19 protein-coding genes are annotated in these 20,860 nt (G+C 41.5%); all 19 read left to right on the top strand.

All coding sequences use genetic code 11. The features are described from left to right. Positions 1–532 precede the first annotated feature (532 nt). Entirely contained in the window at positions 533–988 is a 456-nt protein-coding gene (locus tag AAEY93_RS09045) for a hypothetical protein (RefSeq protein ID WP_351076266.1), read from the top strand. Positions 989–1,160: 172 nt separating this feature from the next. Continuing rightward, a complete protein-coding gene (gene tsaE, locus AAEY93_RS09050) occupies positions 1,161–1,619 on the top strand; it encodes a tRNA (adenosine(37)-N6)-threonylcarbamoyltransferase complex ATPase subunit type 1 TsaE (RefSeq protein ID WP_101034155.1) in 459 nt (152 codons plus the stop codon). Positions 1,620–1,631: 12 nt separating this feature from the next. Then, a complete protein-coding gene (locus AAEY93_RS09055; RefSeq protein ID WP_351076269.1) occupies positions 1,632–2,960 on the top strand; it encodes an N-acetylmuramoyl-L-alanine amidase in 1,329 nt (442 codons plus the stop codon). A gap of 1 nt (position 2,961) precedes the next feature. Further along, a complete protein-coding gene (gene mutL / locus AAEY93_RS09060) occupies positions 2,962–4,827 on the top strand; it encodes a DNA mismatch repair endonuclease MutL (RefSeq protein ID WP_351076272.1) in 1,866 nt (621 codons plus the stop codon). A 1-nt stretch (position 4,828) separates the two neighbouring features. Beyond that, complete coding sequence (miaA, locus tag AAEY93_RS09065) at positions 4,829–5,755, top strand: tRNA (adenosine(37)-N6)-dimethylallyltransferase MiaA (protein ID WP_351076275.1); 927 nt, start codon at positions 4,829–4,831, stop codon at positions 5,753–5,755. Between the two features lie 84 nt (positions 5,756–5,839). Beyond that, positions 5,840–6,097 (top strand): RNA chaperone Hfq, encoded by a 258-nt coding sequence (gene hfq / locus AAEY93_RS09070; protein ID WP_101034159.1) that lies wholly within the window; start codon positions 5,840–5,842, stop codon positions 6,095–6,097. 19 nt (positions 6,098–6,116) lie between these two features. Then, entirely contained in the window at positions 6,117–7,424 is a 1,308-nt protein-coding gene (gene hflX / locus AAEY93_RS09075) for a ribosome rescue GTPase HflX (RefSeq protein ID WP_124012450.1), read from the top strand. 33 nt (positions 7,425–7,457) lie between these two features. Next, a complete protein-coding gene (gene hflK / locus AAEY93_RS09080; RefSeq protein WP_101034161.1) occupies positions 7,458–8,618 on the top strand; it encodes an FtsH protease activity modulator HflK in 1,161 nt (386 codons plus the stop codon). A gap of 2 nt (positions 8,619–8,620) precedes the next feature. Beyond that, positions 8,621–9,499 (top strand): protease modulator HflC, encoded by an 879-nt coding sequence (gene hflC / locus AAEY93_RS09085; protein WP_101034162.1) that lies wholly within the window; start codon positions 8,621–8,623, stop codon positions 9,497–9,499. Positions 9,500–9,900: 401 nt separating this feature from the next. Further along, the gene (gene petA, locus AAEY93_RS09090) at positions 9,901–10,491 is read left to right on the top strand and encodes a ubiquinol-cytochrome c reductase iron-sulfur subunit (RefSeq protein WP_101034163.1); all 591 of its coding nucleotides are present in this window, start codon (positions 9,901–9,903) and stop codon (positions 10,489–10,491) included. Next, positions 10,491–11,705, top strand: coding sequence for a cytochrome b (locus tag AAEY93_RS09095; RefSeq protein WP_351076282.1), 1,215 nt, complete (start codon positions 10,491–10,493; stop codon positions 11,703–11,705). The genes petA and AAEY93_RS09095 overlap by 1 nt, the downstream gene beginning before the upstream one ends. Continuing rightward, a complete protein-coding gene (locus AAEY93_RS09100) occupies positions 11,705–12,442 on the top strand; it encodes a cytochrome c1 (protein ID WP_351076285.1) in 738 nt (245 codons plus the stop codon). The genes AAEY93_RS09095 and AAEY93_RS09100 overlap by 1 nt, the downstream gene beginning before the upstream one ends. A 96-nt stretch (positions 12,443–12,538) precedes the next feature. Then, the gene (gene sspA / locus AAEY93_RS09105; protein ID WP_101034166.1) at positions 12,539–13,168 is read left to right on the top strand and encodes a stringent starvation protein SspA; all 630 of its coding nucleotides are present in this window, start codon (positions 12,539–12,541) and stop codon (positions 13,166–13,168) included. After that, complete coding sequence (locus tag AAEY93_RS09110; RefSeq protein ID WP_351076288.1) at positions 13,168–13,638, top strand: ClpXP protease specificity-enhancing factor; 471 nt, start codon at positions 13,168–13,170, stop codon at positions 13,636–13,638. The genes sspA and AAEY93_RS09110 overlap by 1 nt, the downstream gene beginning before the upstream one ends. Before the next feature lie 97 nt (positions 13,639–13,735). Further along, on the top strand, positions 13,736–14,305 hold the full coding sequence (locus AAEY93_RS09115) for an aminodeoxychorismate/anthranilate synthase component II (RefSeq protein WP_351076291.1): 570 nt from the start codon (positions 13,736–13,738) through the stop codon (positions 14,303–14,305). 128 nt (positions 14,306–14,433) lie between these two features. Then, a complete protein-coding gene (locus tag AAEY93_RS09120) occupies positions 14,434–16,920 on the top strand; it encodes a S9 family peptidase (protein ID WP_351076294.1) in 2,487 nt (828 codons plus the stop codon). A 102-nt stretch (positions 16,921–17,022) separates the two neighbouring features. Beyond that, positions 17,023–18,165: an HDOD domain-containing protein gene (locus AAEY93_RS09125; RefSeq protein WP_124012448.1), complete on the top strand. Its 1,143-nt coding sequence runs from the start codon at positions 17,023–17,025 to the stop codon at positions 18,163–18,165. A 336-nt stretch (positions 18,166–18,501) separates the two neighbouring features. Continuing rightward, on the top strand, positions 18,502–19,719 hold the full coding sequence (locus tag AAEY93_RS09130) for an aspartate aminotransferase family protein (RefSeq protein WP_351076297.1): 1,218 nt from the start codon (positions 18,502–18,504) through the stop codon (positions 19,717–19,719). A 115-nt stretch (positions 19,720–19,834) separates the two neighbouring features. Further along, positions 19,835–20,854 (top strand): arginine N-succinyltransferase, encoded by a 1,020-nt coding sequence (astA, locus tag AAEY93_RS09135; protein ID WP_101034172.1) that lies wholly within the window; start codon positions 19,835–19,837, stop codon positions 20,852–20,854. Positions 20,855–20,860: the final 6 nt, after the last annotated feature.

A 20,860-nucleotide genomic window follows, 5' to 3' on the forward strand; every position in this document is an offset into this window, starting at 1 on the left:
GACATTAGCTCAGTTGGTAGAGCGATACCTTGCCAAGGTATAGGTCATCAGTTCGAACCTGATATGTCGCTCCAAATCACTTTCCTAGTTAAAAATCCTTGTAAACATTCCCTAAATTTTATCTAAATTAGCTCAGTTGCGCGTTTAGAAAATGCGATACCTCTTGGTTTGCCAAGCGAGAAGTCATAACAGCGTCATCAGTTCGAACCATTGTTTATGACGGGAAGGTCGTTTAACACTCATTCATAAAACAACTTTATCGTCTTCACCACTTCACTCGTTATGCATTGACACTCAATTCATTTTTAACAATACCTGCTTAACTCGGTTCATTTTCAAGCGTTGTTAAGGCAAATTGATTTCTAATCAACAAAGAAGTGATCTAGCACTCACTTCTTTATGGATCTCTAAAGTAATGGTCTACTTGTGAAGTAAAACATGACATTGTTCAAATCATTTACAGTGATTATCTTTGATAATCAACTTAAGATAAATTTCCTAAGATGCTAGGGCGTTAAACGAGGTGAGTGTTATGCGGATCCAACAACTAAGTGAGCTACTTGATTATGTTGCTAATTGCCATCTCGATATGGAAAAATTATATAAGCGTTTAGATAATAATGCTGATTCTTCCAGAGTTAAAATGATGCTGACGTATTTCCAGCAACATCAGAGGCACATATACGAGACTTTAGAGCGTTATATTGACGATGCACCCTCAAGAATATTAAATACTTGGTATAAAGACATTACCTTTGAAGATTTTAGCAAGCGTTGCATTGAAACTTCACTCCCTGCCAATATGAAAGAAGACGAAGTGCTTGAGTTGCATCTAGATCTAGAAAATCGCTTAATCGCGTTACTTGAAAAAACAGCTATTAGTAGCCCAACCGATGAAATTAGAAATACATTAATGGACTTAGTGCGAGTGGCACAAACTCAACAAAAACGTTTAGTTCACAGCACAATTCGTATGGATGACATTTAAACGACGCATTGAAACTTTGATATAACTTCCTGAAGTGTTAATTTGCCAGCTATTCCCAGTAGCTGGCTTTTTTTATTAACAAAAAATAACCGCATAACAATGGGAGTTCCCCGGTAACTTCTGGTATATTTAGCATTCTTATAACTCTTTTTAATAGATATAGACCTAAAACATGGCATCTCTGGTTAAAATCCTTGAAAATGAACAAGCTACAGTTATGCTTGGGCAACAAATTGCTCAGTGGATTGTACCTCCTTTAACGATTTATCTCACTGGGGACTTAGGCGCTGGTAAAACGACGTTTAGTCGAGGCATTATCCAAAGTTTGGGTCATCAAGGCGCGGTAAAAAGTCCGACTTATACTCTGGTAGAACCCTATGAATTTAACGATATGGATGTGTTTCATTTTGACCTATATCGATTAGCCGACCCAGAGGAACTTGAATATATGGGTATCCGTGATTATTTTACCGATCGAAGCGTCTGTCTAGTTGAATGGCCTGATAATGGTCATGGATTACTCCCTGGGGCTGACATCCAAGTGCATTTGCGTTATAAAGAATCTCAAAGACAAATTGAATTACAAGCCTTATCCCCAGCAGGACAGGCAATTTTAAATAAAATCAAATAAAATCAAATAATAATGACTTTAAAAAATACGTTTTTTACCATTGTACTTTACATGCTGTTGTTTTTGGTGCCTAACGTGGTTTGGGCGGCCAATCAACTTGATAGCGTGCGTATTTGGGCTGCTCCAGAATCGACGCGAGTGGTGTTTGATTTAACTCAAGCGCCCAAATATGACAGTTTTACCTTAACCGGCCCTCATCGTTTGGTGGTCGATATTCAAGATACTGGCGCTAAAATTAATTTAGATAAAATAGCCAACAACAGTAAAATTATTAAAAAAATCCGTTTTAGTTCTCCGCCTAAAAAAGGCATATTGCGTCTTGTTATGGACTTATCGAAACCGGTAAAATCAAGTTTATTTACTTTGCCGCCAACAGCACCTTACGGAAACCGTCTAGTGGTAGACTTAGAGGACTCCGATGGTGGGTCGTCAGCAGTGCAAACGGTTAGTCGATCTTCTAATCAGTCAGCTCGAGACATTATTGTTGCCATTGATGCTGGTCACGGAGGGGAAGACCCTGGCTCAATTGGGCCTTCTGGTATGCATGAAAAGCGTGTGGTACTTGAAATTGCTAAGCGCCTAGCGCGTAAAGTGGATTCAACGTCAGGTATGCGCGCTGTAATGACACGCAGTGGCGATTATTTTGTTAATTTGAATAAACGCTCTGAAATAGCGCGCAATAATAAAGCGGATTTACTGATATCTATCCACGCCGATGCCTTTACTTCACCACAACCTAACGGTGCTTCCGTTTGGATCTTGTCAATGCGCCGAGCCAATAGTGAAATTGGTCGATGGTTAGAGCAAAAAGAGAAACACTCAGAGTTGTTAGGCGGTGCTGGTGAAATCATTCAAAACACCGATAGTGAACAATATTTAGCCATGACTTTACTTGATATGTCGATGAACAGTTCGATGGCGATAAGTCATTCTATCGCGGGTGATATTCTTAGCGATTTAGGTTCTATTACCCACTTACACAAAAGAAAGCCTGAATCAGCAAGCTTTGCAGTGCTTAAGTCTCCTGATATTCCATCTCTTTTAGTTGAAACCGGCTTTATCTCTAACCCAGGTGAAGAGCGGTTATTGTCTAATGGAAATCATCAACAAAAGCTTGCAAATGCTATTTACAAAGGCGTGTTACGTTATTTTCAGAGTAATCCGCCAGCCGATACTTTATTGGCTAAAACATTAAATATGAAACACAGTGTTAAACGTGGTGAGTCTCTATCCATTATCGCCCAGCGTTACAGTGTGTCGATCAGTAGTCTAAAAAGTGTGAATAATCTTAAATCAGACGTTGTTCGTATTGGACAAACACTTGTGATCCCTAGGACATAATATGGTCATTCAACTGCTACCTCCTCAACTTGCAAACCAAATCGCAGCCGGTGAAGTAGTTGAACGTCCGGCTTCGGTGGTCAAAGAACTGGTTGAAAATAGTCTTGATGCTGGTGCCACTAGAGTTGATATAGATATCGACAAAGGGGGAAGCAAGCTTATTCGTATTCGCGACAACGGTGCGGGCATCCCTAAAGATGAGTTAGCCTTGGCTCTATCGCGTCATGCTACCTCAAAAGTACATACACTAGATGACCTAGAAGCTATTTTAAGCTTTGGTTTTCGTGGTGAAGCTTTGGCCAGCATTAGCTCAGTGTCTCGGTTAACTTTAACCTCAAAAACCGCTCAACAATCTGAAGCTTGGCAGGCCTTTGCTGAAGGCTCGCAAATGGACGTTAAGGTCACGCCTGCCGCACATCCGCAAGGCTCAACGATTGAAGTGGTGGATTTATTTTTTAATACTCCCGCAAGACGTCGTTTTTTAAAAAGCGACAAAACGGAATTTACCCATATTGATGAGTGGTTAAAACGGATTGCGATTGTTCGCAACGATATTCACTTTACCTTGACACATAATGGTAAATTAGTTCGCCAGTATCGACCTGCCAATACCGAGATCCAGACCCAGCAACGATTAGCTCAAATTTGTGGGAAAGCCTTTGCAGAACAGGCGTTGAGCATTGAGTGTGAACATGATGGTTTATTATTAAGTGGTTATTTACAATCACCACATGACAGTGTCATCACAGATACCAGCTTTTTTTATGTCAATGGACGATTAATCAGAGATCGTCTGGTTAATCATGCCGTAAAACAAGCTTTTGCTGAATATGGCATTGAGCATCAGCCGGGATATGTGCTGATGTTATCGCTTGATCCACACCAAGTTGATGTGAATGTACACCCAGCCAAGCACGAAGTGCGTTTTCATCAATCTCGTTATGTACATGACTTTATTCTACAAACGGTACAGTCAGCGTTAGTGCAAATGCCTGTATTGTCTTTGCCTGATGTTGAATTACATCACCATGATAATGTCGCACCGATGCACACAGAGTCAACCTTGTTGCATAATGCCAATATCGTCGACACCACTGAAGACGCCTTTACACTTAATCATGAGCCTGACAAGGCGATTAACAGTGTTAGCCCATTCGGTTCGATGCATGTTCCGGGAAAGAATAATGACTTATCTGGTGGCTATTCAGCTGCAATTAAGCCTAGTTATGATAAAAAGCCCACCATTGCATCTTCCTCAGGGGTCAATAAGACGGCCATTGCCAATTATGGACATTTGCTGCATACCCCGATGAATACCCCAGTATCATATGTTAATGAAGTGACGACTCAAGTTGCAATGCCGCCCATATTAGCGGGTGAGCATTGGGTTATTTGTAAAGATGATAAGCTGTCATTACTGCCAATAAAACAGGTGTTGTTGACAGTGAGAAAGGAAGAGGTTGCAGCCAAGTTTGTTAATGGTTTAGTGTCTCAGCCATTATTAATGCCAGTGTCTATTGCAGCAGATTTGGATTGGACAGAAACATTAGTGATACGTGATCTGTTACTGCGCCAAATGGGTATTGAATTAACAATTCGCTTCCAGCAGTTGATAATTAAAAAAGTGCCCCCATATTTGAGGGAAAGCCAACTTGCTATTGTGATCCCTGAGTTACTACAATGGATACAATTAGAACAACCGAAAGACAGTGCTATTGTGAGTTGGCTTGCACAACAAAGTTTATCGCAATTTGAGCCCGCGCCAGCCTTATGGCAGCGATTTTGTTCACTTGACGAAGAAACTAAACAAATTTGTTATGACCAAGAACACATATTGCCTTGGCACAATTGGATGAAAGATTATTAACGTGAACAGTGTCGATAAGCCAAAAGTGATTTTTTTAATGGGGCCTACCGCCTCAGGCAAAACGGCACTAGCCATTGAAATGGCGACGCAACATAATTGTGAGATTATCTCAGTCGATTCAGCATTGATTTATCGTGACATGGATATAGGGTCTGCTAAACCGAGTTTGCAAGAACTGCAATTAGCGCCGCATAAATTAATTGATATTCTTGATCCAAGCGAAAGTTATTCAGCGGCAGATTTTCGCCGTGATGCTTTATTGGCTATAGAAGACATTGTTAGCCGAGGTAAGACGCCTTTACTCGTGGGTGGTACCATGATGTACTTTAAGGCATTGTTAGAAGGTTTGTCACCTTTACCCGCTGCTGATAACGGCATTAGGCAGCAAATATTAGCTCAAGCTCAAACCCAAGGTTGGGACGCGCTGCATCAAGAGTTGTGTGACATTGATCCCGTCGCGGGAGAAAGAATTCATCCTAACGATCCACAACGATTGTCGCGAGCACTAGAGGTATATCGGATCAGTGGTAAAACAATGACTGAATTGACTCAAACGAAGTCAGCCGCTTTGCCGTATAATGTAGTGCAATTTGCTATTGCACCAACCGACAGAAAAATTTTACATCAATTAATCGCTAAACGCTTTAATATGATGTTAGAACAAGGTTTTATCGAAGAAGTTGCGCGTTTAAAAGCGCGTAACGATTTGCATTTAGAGCTACCGTCTATGCGTTGTGTTGGTTACAGACAGTGCTGGCAGTACCTAGATAATGAATTTGATCATACGACAATGGTCGAAAAAGCTACTGCAGCCACTAGGCAATTGGCCAAACGTCAATTAACATGGTTGAGGAGTTGGCCCGATTTACAGTGGCTTGAAAGTGGTGCAGAAGGAAATTTAGTTACGCTTATGCAACAAAGCAACTAGCTAATTTGGCGTTGCTGTATAATACTAAAACTAAACAATAAAACTTAATTCAACATATTTATAAAATAAAAAAAGGAAATTGAAATGGCTAAGGGGCAATCTTTACAAGACCCATTTTTGAACGCATTGCGTCGAGAGCGTGTACCCGTCTCTATCTATTTAGTGAATGGTATCAAATTACAAGGCCAAGTTGAGTCGTTTGATCAATTTGTTATCTTGTTGAAAAATACGGTAAGCCAAATGGTTTACAAACACGCTATTTCAACAGTCGTACCAGCACGCCCATTTAACGTTTCTGCTCACCAAGGTACTGCCAATGGTGAAGAAAGTGATGTTGAATAATTGAAAAGGAATATAATTTTTGTTTGATCGTTATGAAGCGGGTGAAACAGCTGTATTGGTTCATATAGACTTTTCTGATGAAGAGCGTCGAGAAGATCTTATTGAGTTACAGTTGTTAGTTGAATCTGCTGGTGCTCGCTCTATTGGGGTGATTACTGGCAGCAGACGTTCGCCGGATCGTAAGTTTTTTATTGGTACCGGTAAAGCTGAAGAACTGGCTGCTATGGTCGCTGCTACTGAGGCCAATGTAGTTATTTTTAATCATGCATTGAGCCCTGCTCAAGAACGTAATCTTGAATTGGTATGTCAGTGTCGAGTATTAGACCGAACGACACTTATTCTTGATATTTTTGCTCAACGAGCAAGAACTCATGAAGGTAAGTTGCAAGTGGAGCTAGCGCAATTGCGCCACATGTCGACACGCTTAATTCGAGGTTGGACTCATTTAGAGCGACAAAAAGGTGGTATCGGGATGCGAGGGCCGGGTGAAACTCAGCTTGAAACAGACCGACGTTTATTACGAGGCCGGATCAAGAATATCAATCGTCGCCTTGATAAAGTGGATAAACAACGTGAGCAAAGCCGCCGAGCTCGTAAGCGCAGTGACTTAGCGACCGTTTCTTTAGTGGGCTATACCAACGCGGGTAAATCGACATTATTTAATGCGTTAACGTCATCGGACGTTTATGCTGCCGATCAGTTATTTGCAACATTGGATCCGACGCTACGTAAGTTATCATTACCTGATGGTGCGGTAATTTTAGCGGATACTGTTGGGTTTATTCGTCATTTACCTCATGACCTTGTTGCGGCATTTAAGGCCACATTACAAGAAACTCGACAAGCAGAAATTCTTTTACATGTCGTTGATTGTGCAGATGAAAATATGGCTGAAAATTTTGACCAAGTACAAAATGTATTGGAAGAAATTGATGCAGATGAGATTCCTCAATTAGTAGTATGTAACAAGATTGATTTACTTGAAAATTTCGCGCCCCGTATCGATTACGGTGAAGACGGTAAACCTGAGAGGGTTTGGGTCTCTGCGCAAAAACGCATTGGATTTGATTTGCTGCTTAAAGCTATAACCGAATTAATCGGTCAAGTTATTTGCGAGCTTACATTGAAAATACCTGCATCAGCAGGACATTATCTTGGCCAGTTTTATCGGCTAGATGCAATACAGCAGAAAGAGTATGACGATCTGGGGAACTGTATTTTGTCTGTTCGTTTATCGGAGGCCGATTGGCGCCGATTAGCTAAACAGAGTCAGGGGGAATTAGAGGCATTTATTTTTGAATCTTCAGAAGTAGACACCTCTTGTTAATCTCATTTATTTCATCCAATTATGGAGTGCTAAATGGCTTGGAATGAGCCCGGTAACAAGGGGAACAAAGACCCTTGGGGAAATAAAGGTGGTAACGATAAAGGGCCACCGGATCTTGACGAAGTCTTTCGTAACCTATCAAAACGTTTTGGTGGCAAGGGGGGCAATAGCGCCTCAGGTCTACCATTTAATTCATCTTTATTGATTGTATTTGTCGTTATTGCCTTAATTATTTGGGCATTGTCGGGTTTATACACGGTTAAAGAAGCTGAGCGTGGTGTGTTACTTCGTTTTGGTGATCACATCGGTGAAGTGAGTTCCGGTTTACATTGGAAAGCCACTTTTATTGATGAAGTGATTACCGTCGACGTGGAAACGGTCCGTTCGATTCCAGCATCTGGCAGAATGCTGACATCTGATGAAAACGTCGTGAATGTTGAACTCGTGATTCAATATAGCGTATCAGATGCTTATTCATATTTATTCAGTGCTGTTGATGCCAATTCGAGTTTAAGTGAAGCGACCGATAGTGCGTTGCGTTATGTCATTGGCCATAATCGTATGGATGACATTTTAACCACTGGACGTGATGGTATTCGTCGTGATACTTGGACAGAGTTAGAGCGTATTATTGAGCCGTATAAACTAGGCTTAAAAGTTCGTGACGTTAACTTTTTACCCGCTCGTCCTCCAGAAGAAGTGAAAGATGCATTTGATGATGCTATTTCAGCTCAGGAAGATCAACAACGCTTTATTCGCGAAGCTGAAGCCTATGCGCGTGAAATTGAACCTAAAGCGCGTGGCCAAGTAGAACGAATGACACAGCAAGCTAGTGCTTATAAACAGCGTGAAGTTCTTGAAGCTCAAGGTAAAGTCGCTCGATTTGAGAAGTTATTACCTGAGTATAAAGCTGCGCCTGATGTGACCCGTAATCGTTTATACATTAATGCGATGCAATCCGTGCTGGCTGATACTAATAAAGTACTCATTGACACGAAGAATAGCGGTAATTTAATGTATTTACCTTTGGATAAACTGATGGATTCTTCTAAGAATCCGCGCAATCAAGTACAACCTGAGACGGAGCGTCACATTAATTCGGGATCAGGTGATGGTGTCAATACGCCTATTACGAGCATGTCGTCTGATGGTCGTCTCAGCCGCGAAGATCGTCTTCGCCAAGGGAGGAACTAACAATGGGTAGATTAGCTCTGATCATTCTTGTGGTCATTTTAGGGGTTGGTTTTTCATCTATGATGGTGGTAAACGAAGGCGAACGCGCAATTGTAGCCCGCTTTGGTAAAGTCCTTAAAGATGAAGACGTCACAAAGGTATTTGCTCCAGGCCTTCACTTTAAATTACCCGTAGTGGATAAAGTGCGCTATATGGATGCTCGTATCCAGACATTGGACGGTGCAGCGGATCGTTTTGTTACTTCTGAAAAGAAAGACTTAATGGTCGACTCCTATGTTAAGTGGCGTATTCGTGATTTTAAAACGTATTATCTTTCTACCAATGGCGGTGTTAAAGCCAATGCAGAAAGCTTATTACAAGCCAAAATCAGTAACGATTTGCGCACTGAATTTGGTCGCCGGACGATCAAGGAAATTGTGTCAGGTAAACGCGATGAATTGCAAAACGATGCATTAGAAAATGCTTCTGAAAGTGCTCAGAGTCTTGGCATTGAAGTGGTTGATGTACGTGTTAAGCAAATTAATTTACCTGCTAATGTCAGTATCAGTATTTATCAACGTATGCGCGCCGAACGCCAAGCTGTGGCGAAAGAGCACCGTGCAGAAGGTAAAGAGCAAGCTGAGATTATTCGCGCGACTGTTGATGCGAATGTCACGGTTAAGATTGCTGAAGCTGAGCGTAACGCCTTGACCGTTCGTGGTGAAGGTGATGCATTATCGGCAAAAATCTATGCTGATACTTACGGTAAAGATCCTGAGTTTTATAGCTTTTTACGTAGCTTAGAAGCCTACAAAGAAAGTTTTTCCGGCAAAAATGACATTATGGTGTTAGAACCTGAAGGCGATTTCTTCAAATACATGAAATCATCTAGCGGAAAATAGCGTTGATATTTTTTTAGCCTAAAAAAAAGCTCGGTTTTTACCGAGCTTTTTTATGTCTGTAATTTGAATTTAGTTTTGCAAAAAACTTTGGTAAATGACAATAGTGAAGCTTTGAGACGTTTTTTACTGTCTAATGTCGATAAATTGCTGATTTAACTAAGTGTTAACGCGGTTTTTTTTTACTAATTAAGTTGCTGCTAATTGTTGCGGGACGGTTGATTTATATGCGCTTTTGAAAAAAATGTTAATATCCTCAACATAGATGTATGTTTTCACTATGATCTGGTTCTAATTTTTCGCTATAATGAGCACCGCCTCAAACTATGATTTTAGCGTTTTACCTTTTTGGTCGCTAAAGTATTGAAATATAAAAATTCCAACACCCTCTGGGAGATAAGTGGATGAGCAATGCGCCAGTCGATACCGGACGTCGCAGATTCCTGACAGCCGCAACCGCCGTAGTAGGTGGTGCTGGTGCTGTCGCTGTAGCGGTTCCTTTCATCAAGTCATGGAATCCGAGTGCCAAGGCGAAAGCTGCAGGTGCGCCGGTCGAAGTAAATATTAGTAAAGTAGAACCAGGTCAGTTAATTCGTGTCGAATGGCGTGGAAAACCGGTTTGGGTCGTTCGTCGTACAGAAGCTGTGCTAAATAATCTTAAAACATTAGACAGTCAATTACGCGATCCTGCTTCTTTAGAATTACAGCAACCAGAATATGCAACTAACCCTGCTCGTTCTATTAAGCCTGAATTCTTTATTGCAGTCGGTATTTGTACTCACTTAGGTTGTTCGCCAACTTATCTGCCTGATTCATTCGGTGAGCAGGTTGAAGGCGTGACATCTGGTTTCTTCTGTCCTTGTCATGGTTCTAAATTTGACATGGCTGGTCGGGTATTCCAGGGTGTTCCTGCACCATTAAACCTAGTGGTCCCACCGCACAAATATATCGGTGATGCTAACGTTATCATCGGTGTAGACACAGGAGCGGCGTAATGGTTAAGAATTTAATTGATTGGATTGATGCACGCATCCCAATGACGGCAACTTATAACCGTCATGTGGGTCAGTATGCGACACCAAAGAACTTTAACTTTTGGTATTTCTTTGGTTCATTAGCATTATTAGTATTAGTTAACCAGTTACTGACAGGTATTTGGTTAACCATGAATTACGTACCTACAGCAGAAGGTGCGTTTGCTTCTGTTGAATACATAATGCGTGATGTTGATTACGGCTGGTTACTTCGTTATATGCACTCTACCGGTGCATCGGCGTTTTTCTTTGTGATCTATATGCACATGTTCCGTGGGGTAATTTACGGTTCTTATCAAAAACCAAGAGAGCTCTTATGGCTATTTGGTATGTTGATTTTCCTTGTGCTGATGGCTGAAGCATTCATGGGTTACTTACTGCCTTGGGGACAAATGTCTTACTGGGGCGCGCAGGTCATTATCTCTTTGTTTGGTGCCATTCCTATTATTGGTGATGACCTAACATTGTGGATCCGTGGTGACTACGTTATTTCTGGCGCAACATTAAACCGCTTCTTCGCACTGCATGTTATTGCGTTACCACTTGTATTGGTTGTGTTGGTGTTCTTACACCTAATTGCATTACATGAAGTGGGTTCGAATAACCCAGACGGCGTCGAGATTAAAAAGAACAAAGATGAGAACGGATGGCCCATTGATGGTATTCCATTCCACCCTTATTACACTGTAAAAGATATTATGGGTGTAGCTGGTTTCTTGATCGTGTTCTGTTATGTGCTGTTCTTTATGCCTGAAGGCGGTGGTTATTTCCTTGAAAAGCCAAACTTTGAAGCGGCTAATCCAATGAAGACCCCTGATCACATAGCGCCTGTTTGGTACTTCACACCCTTCTATGCCATTTTGCGTGCAATTCCTGATAAGTTAATCGGTGTTGTTGCTATGGGTCTGTCGATTGCTGTGCTGTTTATTCTGCCTTGGCTTGATCGTTGTAAAGTGAAGTCTATCCGCTACCGTAGTTTGGCTCACAAAATCAACATTGCACAATTTACTGTGTCGTTCATCATTCTTGGTTATTTAGGTGTCGTTCCTGCAACGCCTGAGTTAACTATAGCGGCACGTGTATTCACTTTCACTTATTTTGGTTTCTTTGTAGCCTTATGGTTCTACAGTAAAAATGAGAAAACAAAAGAAGTGCCAACGAGGGTGACACACTAATGAAAAAGTTATTAATTGCATTAGTTACATTACTGCCATCTCTCGCAATGGCAGCAAGTGGACATGGTGTTCATTTAGAAAGCGCTAACGTTGATTTACATGATAAAGCGTCATTAGAGCGTGGTGTGGATTTATTCCAACATTACTGCTCTGGATGTCACAGCACGCAATACCAACGCTATGAGCGTGTTGCCACTGACTTAGGTATCTCTAACGATGATATGCGTAATAAGTACATGTTCACCAATGCTAAAATCGGTGATCTAATGGAAAACGCAATTCCTACTGCAGATGCGGCTAAATGGTTTGGTGCTGCGCCTCCAGATTTAACGTTAGTTGCTCGTGTACGTGGAGCTGATTGGGTATATTCTTACCTAAAAGGTTTCTATGCAGATGAGACTCGTCCATTTGGTGCCAACAATACCGTGTTCCCATTAGTGGGTATGCCACATGTTTTACAAGACCTGCAAGGTCTTGCAACTCCTCATTATGAAAAGAAAGTAATTGACGGTGTTGAAACGGTTGAATTAGTAGGTCTAAACCCTGCTACTGGTGGCAAAATGAGTGCAGAAGAATACGACCAAGCGGTGCGTGATATCACCGGTTTCTTAGTCTATTCTGCTGAACCTGTTCAGTTAGAGCGTGAAGCTTTAGGCTGGTGGGTACTTGGATTCCTGTTTATTTTCTTCATCATTGCTTATTTGTTGAAGAAAGAATACTGGAAAGATGTACACTAGCCATCAATAACGGTTAATATACACCATCCGCATATTGTAAACGGGGGGCTTAGCCCCCTCGTTTGTTTTGTTTTTTTTAGTTTCTGGAGGGTATCAATGGCTGTTGCTGCCAACAAGCGCTCTATCATGACACTTTTTTCTGGTGCCGATGATTTATATAGTCACCAAGTACGTATCGTATTGGCTGAAAAAGGGGTTACCGTTGATGTTTTACAGGTAGACCCAAGTGAGATGCCTGAAGATTTACTTGAAGTAAATCCATACAACTCAGTACCGACCTTAGTTGATCGTGAGCTAGTGTTGTACGAATCACGCATTATTATGGAATATTTGGATGAGCGTTTTCCACATCCTCCATTAATGCCTGTATACCCAGTATCTCGCGGCCAAAGCCGTTTAATGATGCACAGAATCGACACTGACTGGTATGCGCTTGTAGAGCGTATCCGTAAAGGTGAAAAAGCTGATGCTGCGCGTAAAGAGTTAACTGAAAGCTTGATTGCTCTAGCGCCAGTATTTGCTGAAATGCCATACTTCATGAGCGAAGAGTTTGGTTTATCTGATTGTTACTTAGGCCCATTATTATGGCGTCTACCAGTATTAGGTATTCACTTAGATCCTCGTACATCGAAAGATATCAGTGCTTATATGACCCGTATTTTTGAACGTGAATCATTTAAGGCATCGTTAACTGAGGCTGAGCGCGAAATGCGCATGGGCATGTAATGAAACCAATAACAGCTAATCGTCCATATTTGTTGCGTGCTTACTATGAGTGGTTGATGGATAACCATTTGACGCCACACGTAGTTGTGGATGCATTTGTTAACGGTACGCAAGTTCCGCAGCAATTTGTCAAAGACGGTCAAATCGTCCTGAATATTGCCACCGGAGCGGTGTCTAATCTTCACATGTCCAATGATGCTGTTGAGTTTCATGCACGTTTTGGTGGTGTACCACAAAATGTCTATTTACCTATGGCATCTATCGTCGCCATTTATGCTCGTGAAAACGGCGCTGGCACGGTGTTTGATATGGAAGATGCGTACATGATCGAAGGTGAAGATGATGATTTATCATCTGTGCCACCATCAATGAAATCTGTTGATGATACTTCGACATTGCCACCATCGCCTAAATCGACGGATCCAGATGATAAAGCTAAGCGTAAAAACCATTTAACTGTGGTGAAGTAACGATTAGTTATCAGCACATAAAACCAGTCGCAAGGCTGGTTTTTTTTAAGCTAAAATTGTTGTGCCACAAAAAATTTATAACGAAGTGGAACCCATAATGTTGTTGATGATTGATAATTATGATTCTTTTACGTTTAACTTAGTACAGTACTTCCAAGCGCTTGGGCAACAGATACTGGTTAAGCGAAATGATGACATCACCATTGAACAAATTGAAGCATTAGCACCGACTCATTTAATCATTTCTCCCGGTCCGTGTACTCCAAATGAAGCGGGTATTTCACTTGCGGCGATTAAACACTTTGCGGGTAAAATTCCCATTCTGGGTGTCTGTTTAGGACATCAAGCTATCGCCCAAGCGTTTGGCGTTGACGTTATACGTGCAAAACGTGTTATGCACGGTAAAACCAGCTTGATTGAACATAATCAACAGGGATTATTTTTTCAGTTAGCACTTCCGCTGCAGGTGACTCGCTATCATTCATTGTTGATTAATCATGTTCCCAATGGCTTTAGGCTGGATGCGTGGTTTGATGACCCAATTTATGGTCGTGAAATTATGGCAATGAGCCATGCTGATTTAGGTATTTACAGTGTTCAGTTTCATCCTGAGTCTATATTGACTCAGCAAGGTCATGAACTATTGGATAACTTTTTACATCTATAAAGTGTTATTCACAGTCTATTTTTAGGTTGATAATCACTTATTCTGTTACAACTTCTGCAACCAATCGGGCTAAAGTCACGCGGCAATTATGCTATAAATAGCGCTTAAAAATAATAAAAGGGATGATCATGACAAGCTTTATGCGAAACATTGCGCTGAGTGCACTTTCTTTGGCCATAATGAGTGGCTGTGCCGCCACAGATATTAACAATACCTCTGCTATCGTAACCCCCAGCGCAAGTGCATTGACCGTACCATTAGCACCGCCTCCAAAAGCCCAGCAGCCGTTGACACTTAATCAAATTATGGCCAATCCAGATTGGATGGGAATCTTTGCTCAAGGAGCTTATTGGAGCGATGACAGTCAATCGGTATATTTCAGTCGCCAAGCACATCAATCTCCGGTCCGTGATTTTTATCAACAAGCTATTGGACAGTCTGAGGCAAACAAACTTGCACTCAATCAGCTACACCTTGCCGATCAACGTAATGGCGTATTCGATCAGGCAAAGACTCAAAAAGCCTATATTTATCAAGGTAACGTATTTGTAAAAGACTTATCAAATGGTGAAATAAAGCAAATTACCCGTCAAAATGATGCCATTAATGGGGTGCGTTTTTTAACGGGTGGCGACCTTGCATTCTGGCAAGGTAATAATATTTTTCGGGTGCACCAGTCTAGCGAGCTAATGGAACAAATTGCCGCCATCCAAATGGAAAACGAACCTAAAGCGACGCAAGCACCCAGTAGCTTTATCGCTAAGCAACAGCACAGATTAATTAACTATGTTGCCAGGGAACATGATAACAGTGTCACACGTGATGAATACCGTGACTCATTGGCTAAAGCCGATCCTACTTTTTCAGCTAAACCTTGGTATTTAGGTGATGCCGAAGTGGTTTCAGAAATGAGCTTGTCACCTGATGGACGTTACGTGATATTGGCATTGACTGATAAAAATTATGATTGGCGTGCAGAACACGACATTATGCCCAATTATTTGGGCCAAGAGGGTTATGTCGTTCCCGTGCCTTCTCGTGCTCGAGTGGCTGAAGATGTCTTTCCTGGACAACGTTTAGTGCTACTTGATCTTGTTGAACACAATAAAAAAGACATTACCATCGAAGGTCTAACAGGTTTTGATCAAGACGTACTGGCAAGTGTCAAAACTGAAAATGCTAAGGCCCAAGGCAAAAGCTATAAAAGCGAAAAAACACCACGTTTAGTCCAGTTAATGCAAGATTGGGAATGGAGTCAGAGTGCAATTCAGTGGCATGAGTCTGACGATAAATTATTAGTGATGCTGGAAGCCGTTGACAACAAAGATCGCTGGATCGCCAGTGTTGATCTTCAAAAAGGCAAGCTGATAACCGAACACAGATTACATGATGATGCTTGGGTAAATTATAATTTTAATCAATTTGGTTGGATAACCGGTACCGATAGCATGTACTACTTATCTGAAGAGTCTGGTTTTTCTCAGCTATATATCAAAACAGCCTCTAATGAAGTAACAGCCTTAACTAATGGCCAATTTGTGGTTGATAATGTGACTTTATCACCCGATGCAAAACATCTTTATTATCGTGCCAATAAAGACCACCCAGGTAGCTATAATGTTTACCGTGTAGAGATTGCCAGCGGCAAAACAGAACAACTGACTCAGTGGTTAGGCACATTGGATTACAGCTTAAGCCCTGATGGGCAATCACTGTTATTAACGGCTTCTTCTGCTGTGCACCCTGATGAGCTATACATTCAATCTATTGGTGGCGAAATTAGCCAATTAACCCATTATACCAGCACAGCGTTTACACAATATCCTTGGCAAGCACCGCAAATAGTCACAGTACCTTCAAGCCATGGCGCGGGGCAAATTTACGCCCGGGTTTATTTGCCACAAGATTATGATCCTCAACAAGCTGATAAATATCCAGCCGTGGTGTTTAACCATGGAGCCGGTTATTTACAAAATGCCCATTATGGTTTTTCAGGCTACTTCCGTGAATTTATGTTCAATAACTTACTTACCCAACAAGGCTATGTGGTGATGGACATGGATTATCGCGGTTCAAAAGGTTATGGACGTGACTGGCGTACGTCAATTTATCGTAATATGGGTCATCCTGAAGTTGAAGATTTGATAGACGGTGTGGCTTGGCTGGCGAAAAATGCTAACGTTGATAGCAAACGTGTTGGTACTTATGGTGGTTCATACGGTGGATTTCTCACCTTTATGGCGCTGTTTAATGAACCTGAGTTATTCCAAGCAGGGGCCGCATTACGCCCTGTAACAGACTGGGCCCATTATAATGCGCCATACACGTCAAATATTTTAAATACGCCTGACGTTGATCCTATCGCCTATGAGCGTAGCTCACCGATAGAATATGCTCAAGGTTTACAGAAACCATTACTGATCATGAGTGGTGTAGTAGATGACAACGTATTTTTTCAAGATAGTGTGCGCATGGTTCAACGTCTGATTGAATTAGAAAAACCGATGTTTGAAATGGCAATCTATCCGGTTGAGCCGCATGGATTTAAGCAAGCTTCAAGTTGGTTAGACCAGTATCGTCGTATTTATAAATTGTTTGATCAAGAACTTAACTAATTGGCTCTGGATTCAAAAAAACAAATAAATATCGATTATGGCTTCCTTTGAGAAGCCATAATTTTTATGATTAAGCGATAAAAACAGTAAAAGGCAATGTAAGTGGCAATATCAATAGCAGGTGGAGTTCGGCCCGGAAAAGTCATCGAGATTGAGCGCCGGCTCTATAAACAACTTATTGTGGGTAAGCACAAAGCCAATGCTATGCCTGATGAGTTGAGCGTTGAGTTAGAACAGAGTGCCAATAAGCTTGATATTGAGCGTCAAGCATTAAAAGTGCGCCTCGAAAAACAAGCTAAAGAAAAAAATGTATTTCTTGAGGTGTCTGCACAGTTAACCCATACGGTTAATCATGCGATAGAGCATCAATTAGCGCATCCACAAATGGTATTAGAGGCATCGGGAATTAGCGAAAGCCAAATTTTACTGCTCGATTTATTATTACATTCAGACCTTAACATTAATCGACTTCGACCCATTATTGAAAGTATTAGCTGGTTATCTCGTGATTTAATCAATTTAATTAACAGTCCGGCATCAGGTCACCGACGGCCCAAACATACCGATGTGCAAGTGACTGACATTAAGCTGGTGCTTAACTATATCGGGATTGAGAATTTACGCTTACTGATCCCTTATTTTTGCTTACGTCATTGGTTACCTTCAGGTAATGCTAACTTATTGTGGATAACCAGAAAGCTAAGGCGATATAGCATGGTAAGTGCCATTGCGGCGCAAACGTTAGCTGAGTTACATAATGAAGCGCCGAGTTTGGCCTATAGCTGTGCCTTAATGTATCAATTTTCTACCTCCATCATACTCAGCCAAAGTGGGCATATGTTTGATAACACTTGGGGGACATGGCTCAGAGAGGCCAGTCACAGTGGCGAAAAACAAGTTTACGATGCCATTATGGCAACTGATTTTCCTGCGCAAGCGGTGTTAGATCAAGTGATACAACATAGCCATCGTTTAAATTGGCAATTGCTGACATTACTTAAATTTGAAGACTCTCCGATAACCTTAGTATTAAAAGAGTTAGATCACGATTACCATTTCACCGAGTTGTCAGCTGATGCCGCGATAGTGGCTAAGGCCAGTTGTTATGCCAAAGTGCTTTTGTTAGAAGAGCAACAACAAATCGATCCACAAGAAAAGCGAATTATGTTTGATTATTATCAATTTTCAGATCAAGAATTAATTCGGCTTAAAGGGCAAAATTTTCGTAAGCTTGATTTACTTTAAACCGACTATCTCTGTCAGAGTTGGAAATGTTAAATCTGTGTAATTATTCACTTTTGATGAATAGCCACACAAAATCGAGTCAAATAAGTTTTTTTATGACTAGTTATGCTCCATACCCCTGAATAAGCGCATTGTTTAGGCATGTTTTTTAAATCTTTATGCACAATGCCAAGCAAGCCTGCACAAGTTAATTGTACTGAACTGGTATTTTGATCACATTTTCGCTAATAATGTCGCATAAATAATACAAACTTCCGCTAATGAACTAACAGAATATAAAGCAAACAGCGGAAACAGCGGCTTTGAAGCCGTTTACAACCTGAAGGATAAAATGCAATGAGTGTAGAAATGAATCTAACCCGTGCCCAATTTGATGAAGTTATGGTGCCTAATTATGCGCCTGCCGCGGTTATTCCTGTACGCGGTAAAGGTAGCCGAGTGTGGGATCAAGAAGGCAAAGAATTCATCGATTTCGCTGGTGGTATTGCAGTAAATTGTTTAGGTCATTGTCACCCTGCTTTAGTGTCTGCATTAAAAGAGCAGAGCGAAAAGTTATGGCATTTATCAAACGTAATGACTAACGAGCCAGCGCTTGAATTAGCCACAAAGTTAGTTAATGCCACTTTTGCTGAGCGGGTATATTTTGCTAACTCAGGTGCTGAAGCGAATGAAGCCGCCTTAAAATTGGCTCGTCGTTATGCACTAGACAACCATAGTGCTGATAAAGATCAAATCATCGCATTTGATAAAGCGTTCCATGGCCGTACATTCTTTACGGTAACCGTAGGCGGACAAGCTGCTTATTCTGACGGTTTTGGCCCTAAGCCACAAAGTATTACTCACGTGCCTTTTAATGATATCGCTGCACTTGAAGCGGTTATTTCTGATAAGACTTGTGCCATCATGCTTGAACCTCTTCAAGGTGAAGGCGGGATTATCGACGGTGAGCCTGAGTTCTTAAAAGCGGTACGTCGTTTAGCCGATAAGCACGACGCATTAGTGATTTTTGATGAAGTACAAACGGGCGTAGGCCGAACCGGTGAGCTATTTGCTTACATGGGTACTGATATCGTGCCTGATATTTTAACCAGTGCCAAAGCGCTGGGCGGTGGCTTCCCTATCGCCGCAATGCTAACAACAGCAAAAATTGCCGCTCACTTAAAAATCGGTACTCATGGTTCTACTTATGGCGGCAACCCACTGGCTTGTGCTGTAGGAAATGCGGTAATGAATGTGGTTAATACCAAAGAAGTACTGGACGGAGTTAAACATCGCGAACAGCTATTTCGTGATGGTTTAGCGGCAATTAATGCCAAATACAACGTATTTAGTGAAGTGCGTGGTAAAGGCTTGTTAATTGGTGCGGTATTAAATCAGCAATATGAAGGTCGTAGTCGCGAGTTTTTGTTAGCCTCAGTTGCTGAAGGCTTAATGAGTTTGATGGCCGGTGCAAACGTTGTGCGTTTTGCTCCTTCATTAGTGATCCCAGAAGCTGATATCGCAGAAGGCTTATTGCGTTTTGAACGCGCTGTAGCAAAAGTGGTTGCAGGTTAATTAGCAAAAAGTGCACCCCCAGCGTGCACTTTTTTGTTTGGGTACGCTGACAACGTAAATATGCGCCGAAATGTATTTCAGCGCTGTTTGCTTGTGGCGCAATGAGGAGATTAAGATGTTAATCATACGTCCTATCCGTGCAAGTGATTACGATGCACTCTACAGTATCGCAGTCGAGTCAGGCCACGGTTTTACATCTTTACCAGTTAACGAAGAGTTACTGCGTTCAAAGATTGCTAGGGCAGAGGCATCTTTTATCAAGCATGTTGATAAACCTTTTGACGAAGGTTATTTGATGGTGCTTGAAGACATGAAAACCAATGAAGTTGTTGGTACCTGTGGTATTGAAGCGGCTGTCGGCATGGAAGATGCTTTTTATCATTACCGTTTAGGTACTGAGGTATACCACTCTCAACAAATATCGGTCCGTAATGAAGTTGAAACCCTGACATTATGCCATGACTACACGGGCGCCGCGGAACTGTGTACCTTGTTTTTAAAAGACGGTTATCGTAAAGGTAACAATGGTCGAATGTTGTCGCGATCACGTTTTTTATTATTAGCCCAACATCAGCATCGCTTTGGTGAAACTGTGATAGCTGAAATGCGCGGTGTTAGTGATGACCATGGCGACTCACCTTTTTACGAATGGCTACAGCATCATTTTTTAGGCATCGACTTTATTGAAGCCGATTATTTATCTGGCTTAGGCAAAAAAGCGTTTATGGCCGAAATGATGCCGCGAAACCCTGTTTACGTGTGTATGTTGCCTAAAAAAGCCCAAAAAGTGATCGGTGAAGTCCATAAAAATACTAAGCCAGCACTGCGTTTACTGCAAGCTGAAGGATTTAGGTTCCGCAATTACGTCGATATTTTTGATGGCGGCCCAACGGTTGAATGTTCAATTAGTGATATTCGCTCAGTAAAGAAAAGTCGCTTACTCACGGTTAACATCGGCAAAATGTTACATGCCGATCACCATTTTATTATATCCAACACTTCACTCGCTGATTATCGTGCATCAGCGATAAAATTATTGGTCTCTGATGAACACGACAATGTACTGCTTAGTCCTGAAATCGCCGCCGGTCTTATGGTTAGCGAAGGCGAGCAAATTCGTGTTTTAGCAATGTAGGAGCAA

Origin of the sequence: Shewanella sp. CAL98-MNA-CIBAN-0140, assembly GCF_040309905.1 — a bacterium.
GTDB lineage: Bacteria > Pseudomonadota > Gammaproteobacteria > Enterobacterales > Shewanellaceae > Shewanella > Shewanella psychromarinicola.

What these genes read in the sequence shown, in the direction of transcription:
- AAEY93_RS09045 (WP_351076266.1), top strand. Translation starts at nt 533, where the DNA reads ATGCGGATCCAACAACTAAGTGAGCTACTTGATTATGTTGCTAATTGC.
- tsaE (WP_101034155.1), top strand. Translation starts at nt 1,161, where the DNA reads ATGGCATCTCTGGTTAAAATCCTTGAAAATGAACAAGCTACAGTTATG.
- AAEY93_RS09055 (WP_351076269.1), top strand. Translation starts at nt 1,632, where the DNA reads ATGACTTTAAAAAATACGTTTTTTACCATTGTACTTTACATGCTGTTG.
- mutL (WP_351076272.1), top strand. Translation starts at nt 2,962, where the DNA reads ATGGTCATTCAACTGCTACCTCCTCAACTTGCAAACCAAATCGCAGCC.
- hfq (WP_101034159.1), top strand. Translation starts at nt 5,840, where the DNA reads ATGGCTAAGGGGCAATCTTTACAAGACCCATTTTTGAACGCATTGCGT.
- hflK (WP_101034161.1), top strand. Translation starts at nt 7,458, where the DNA reads ATGGCTTGGAATGAGCCCGGTAACAAGGGGAACAAAGACCCTTGGGGA.
- hflC (WP_101034162.1), top strand. Translation starts at nt 8,621, where the DNA reads ATGGGTAGATTAGCTCTGATCATTCTTGTGGTCATTTTAGGGGTTGGT.
- petA (WP_101034163.1), top strand. Translation starts at nt 9,901, where the DNA reads ATGAGCAATGCGCCAGTCGATACCGGACGTCGCAGATTCCTGACAGCC.
- AAEY93_RS09095 (WP_351076282.1), top strand. Translation starts at nt 10,491, where the DNA reads ATGGTTAAGAATTTAATTGATTGGATTGATGCACGCATCCCAATGACG.
- AAEY93_RS09100 (WP_351076285.1), top strand. Translation starts at nt 11,705, where the DNA reads ATGAAAAAGTTATTAATTGCATTAGTTACATTACTGCCATCTCTCGCA.
- sspA (WP_101034166.1), top strand. Translation starts at nt 12,539, where the DNA reads ATGGCTGTTGCTGCCAACAAGCGCTCTATCATGACACTTTTTTCTGGT.
- AAEY93_RS09110 (WP_351076288.1), top strand. Translation starts at nt 13,168, where the DNA reads ATGAAACCAATAACAGCTAATCGTCCATATTTGTTGCGTGCTTACTAT.
- AAEY93_RS09115 (WP_351076291.1), top strand. Translation starts at nt 13,736, where the DNA reads ATGTTGTTGATGATTGATAATTATGATTCTTTTACGTTTAACTTAGTA.
- AAEY93_RS09120 (WP_351076294.1), top strand. Translation starts at nt 14,434, where the DNA reads ATGACAAGCTTTATGCGAAACATTGCGCTGAGTGCACTTTCTTTGGCC.
- AAEY93_RS09130 (WP_351076297.1), top strand. Translation starts at nt 18,502, where the DNA reads ATGAGTGTAGAAATGAATCTAACCCGTGCCCAATTTGATGAAGTTATG.
- astA (WP_101034172.1), top strand. Translation starts at nt 19,835, where the DNA reads ATGTTAATCATACGTCCTATCCGTGCAAGTGATTACGATGCACTCTAC.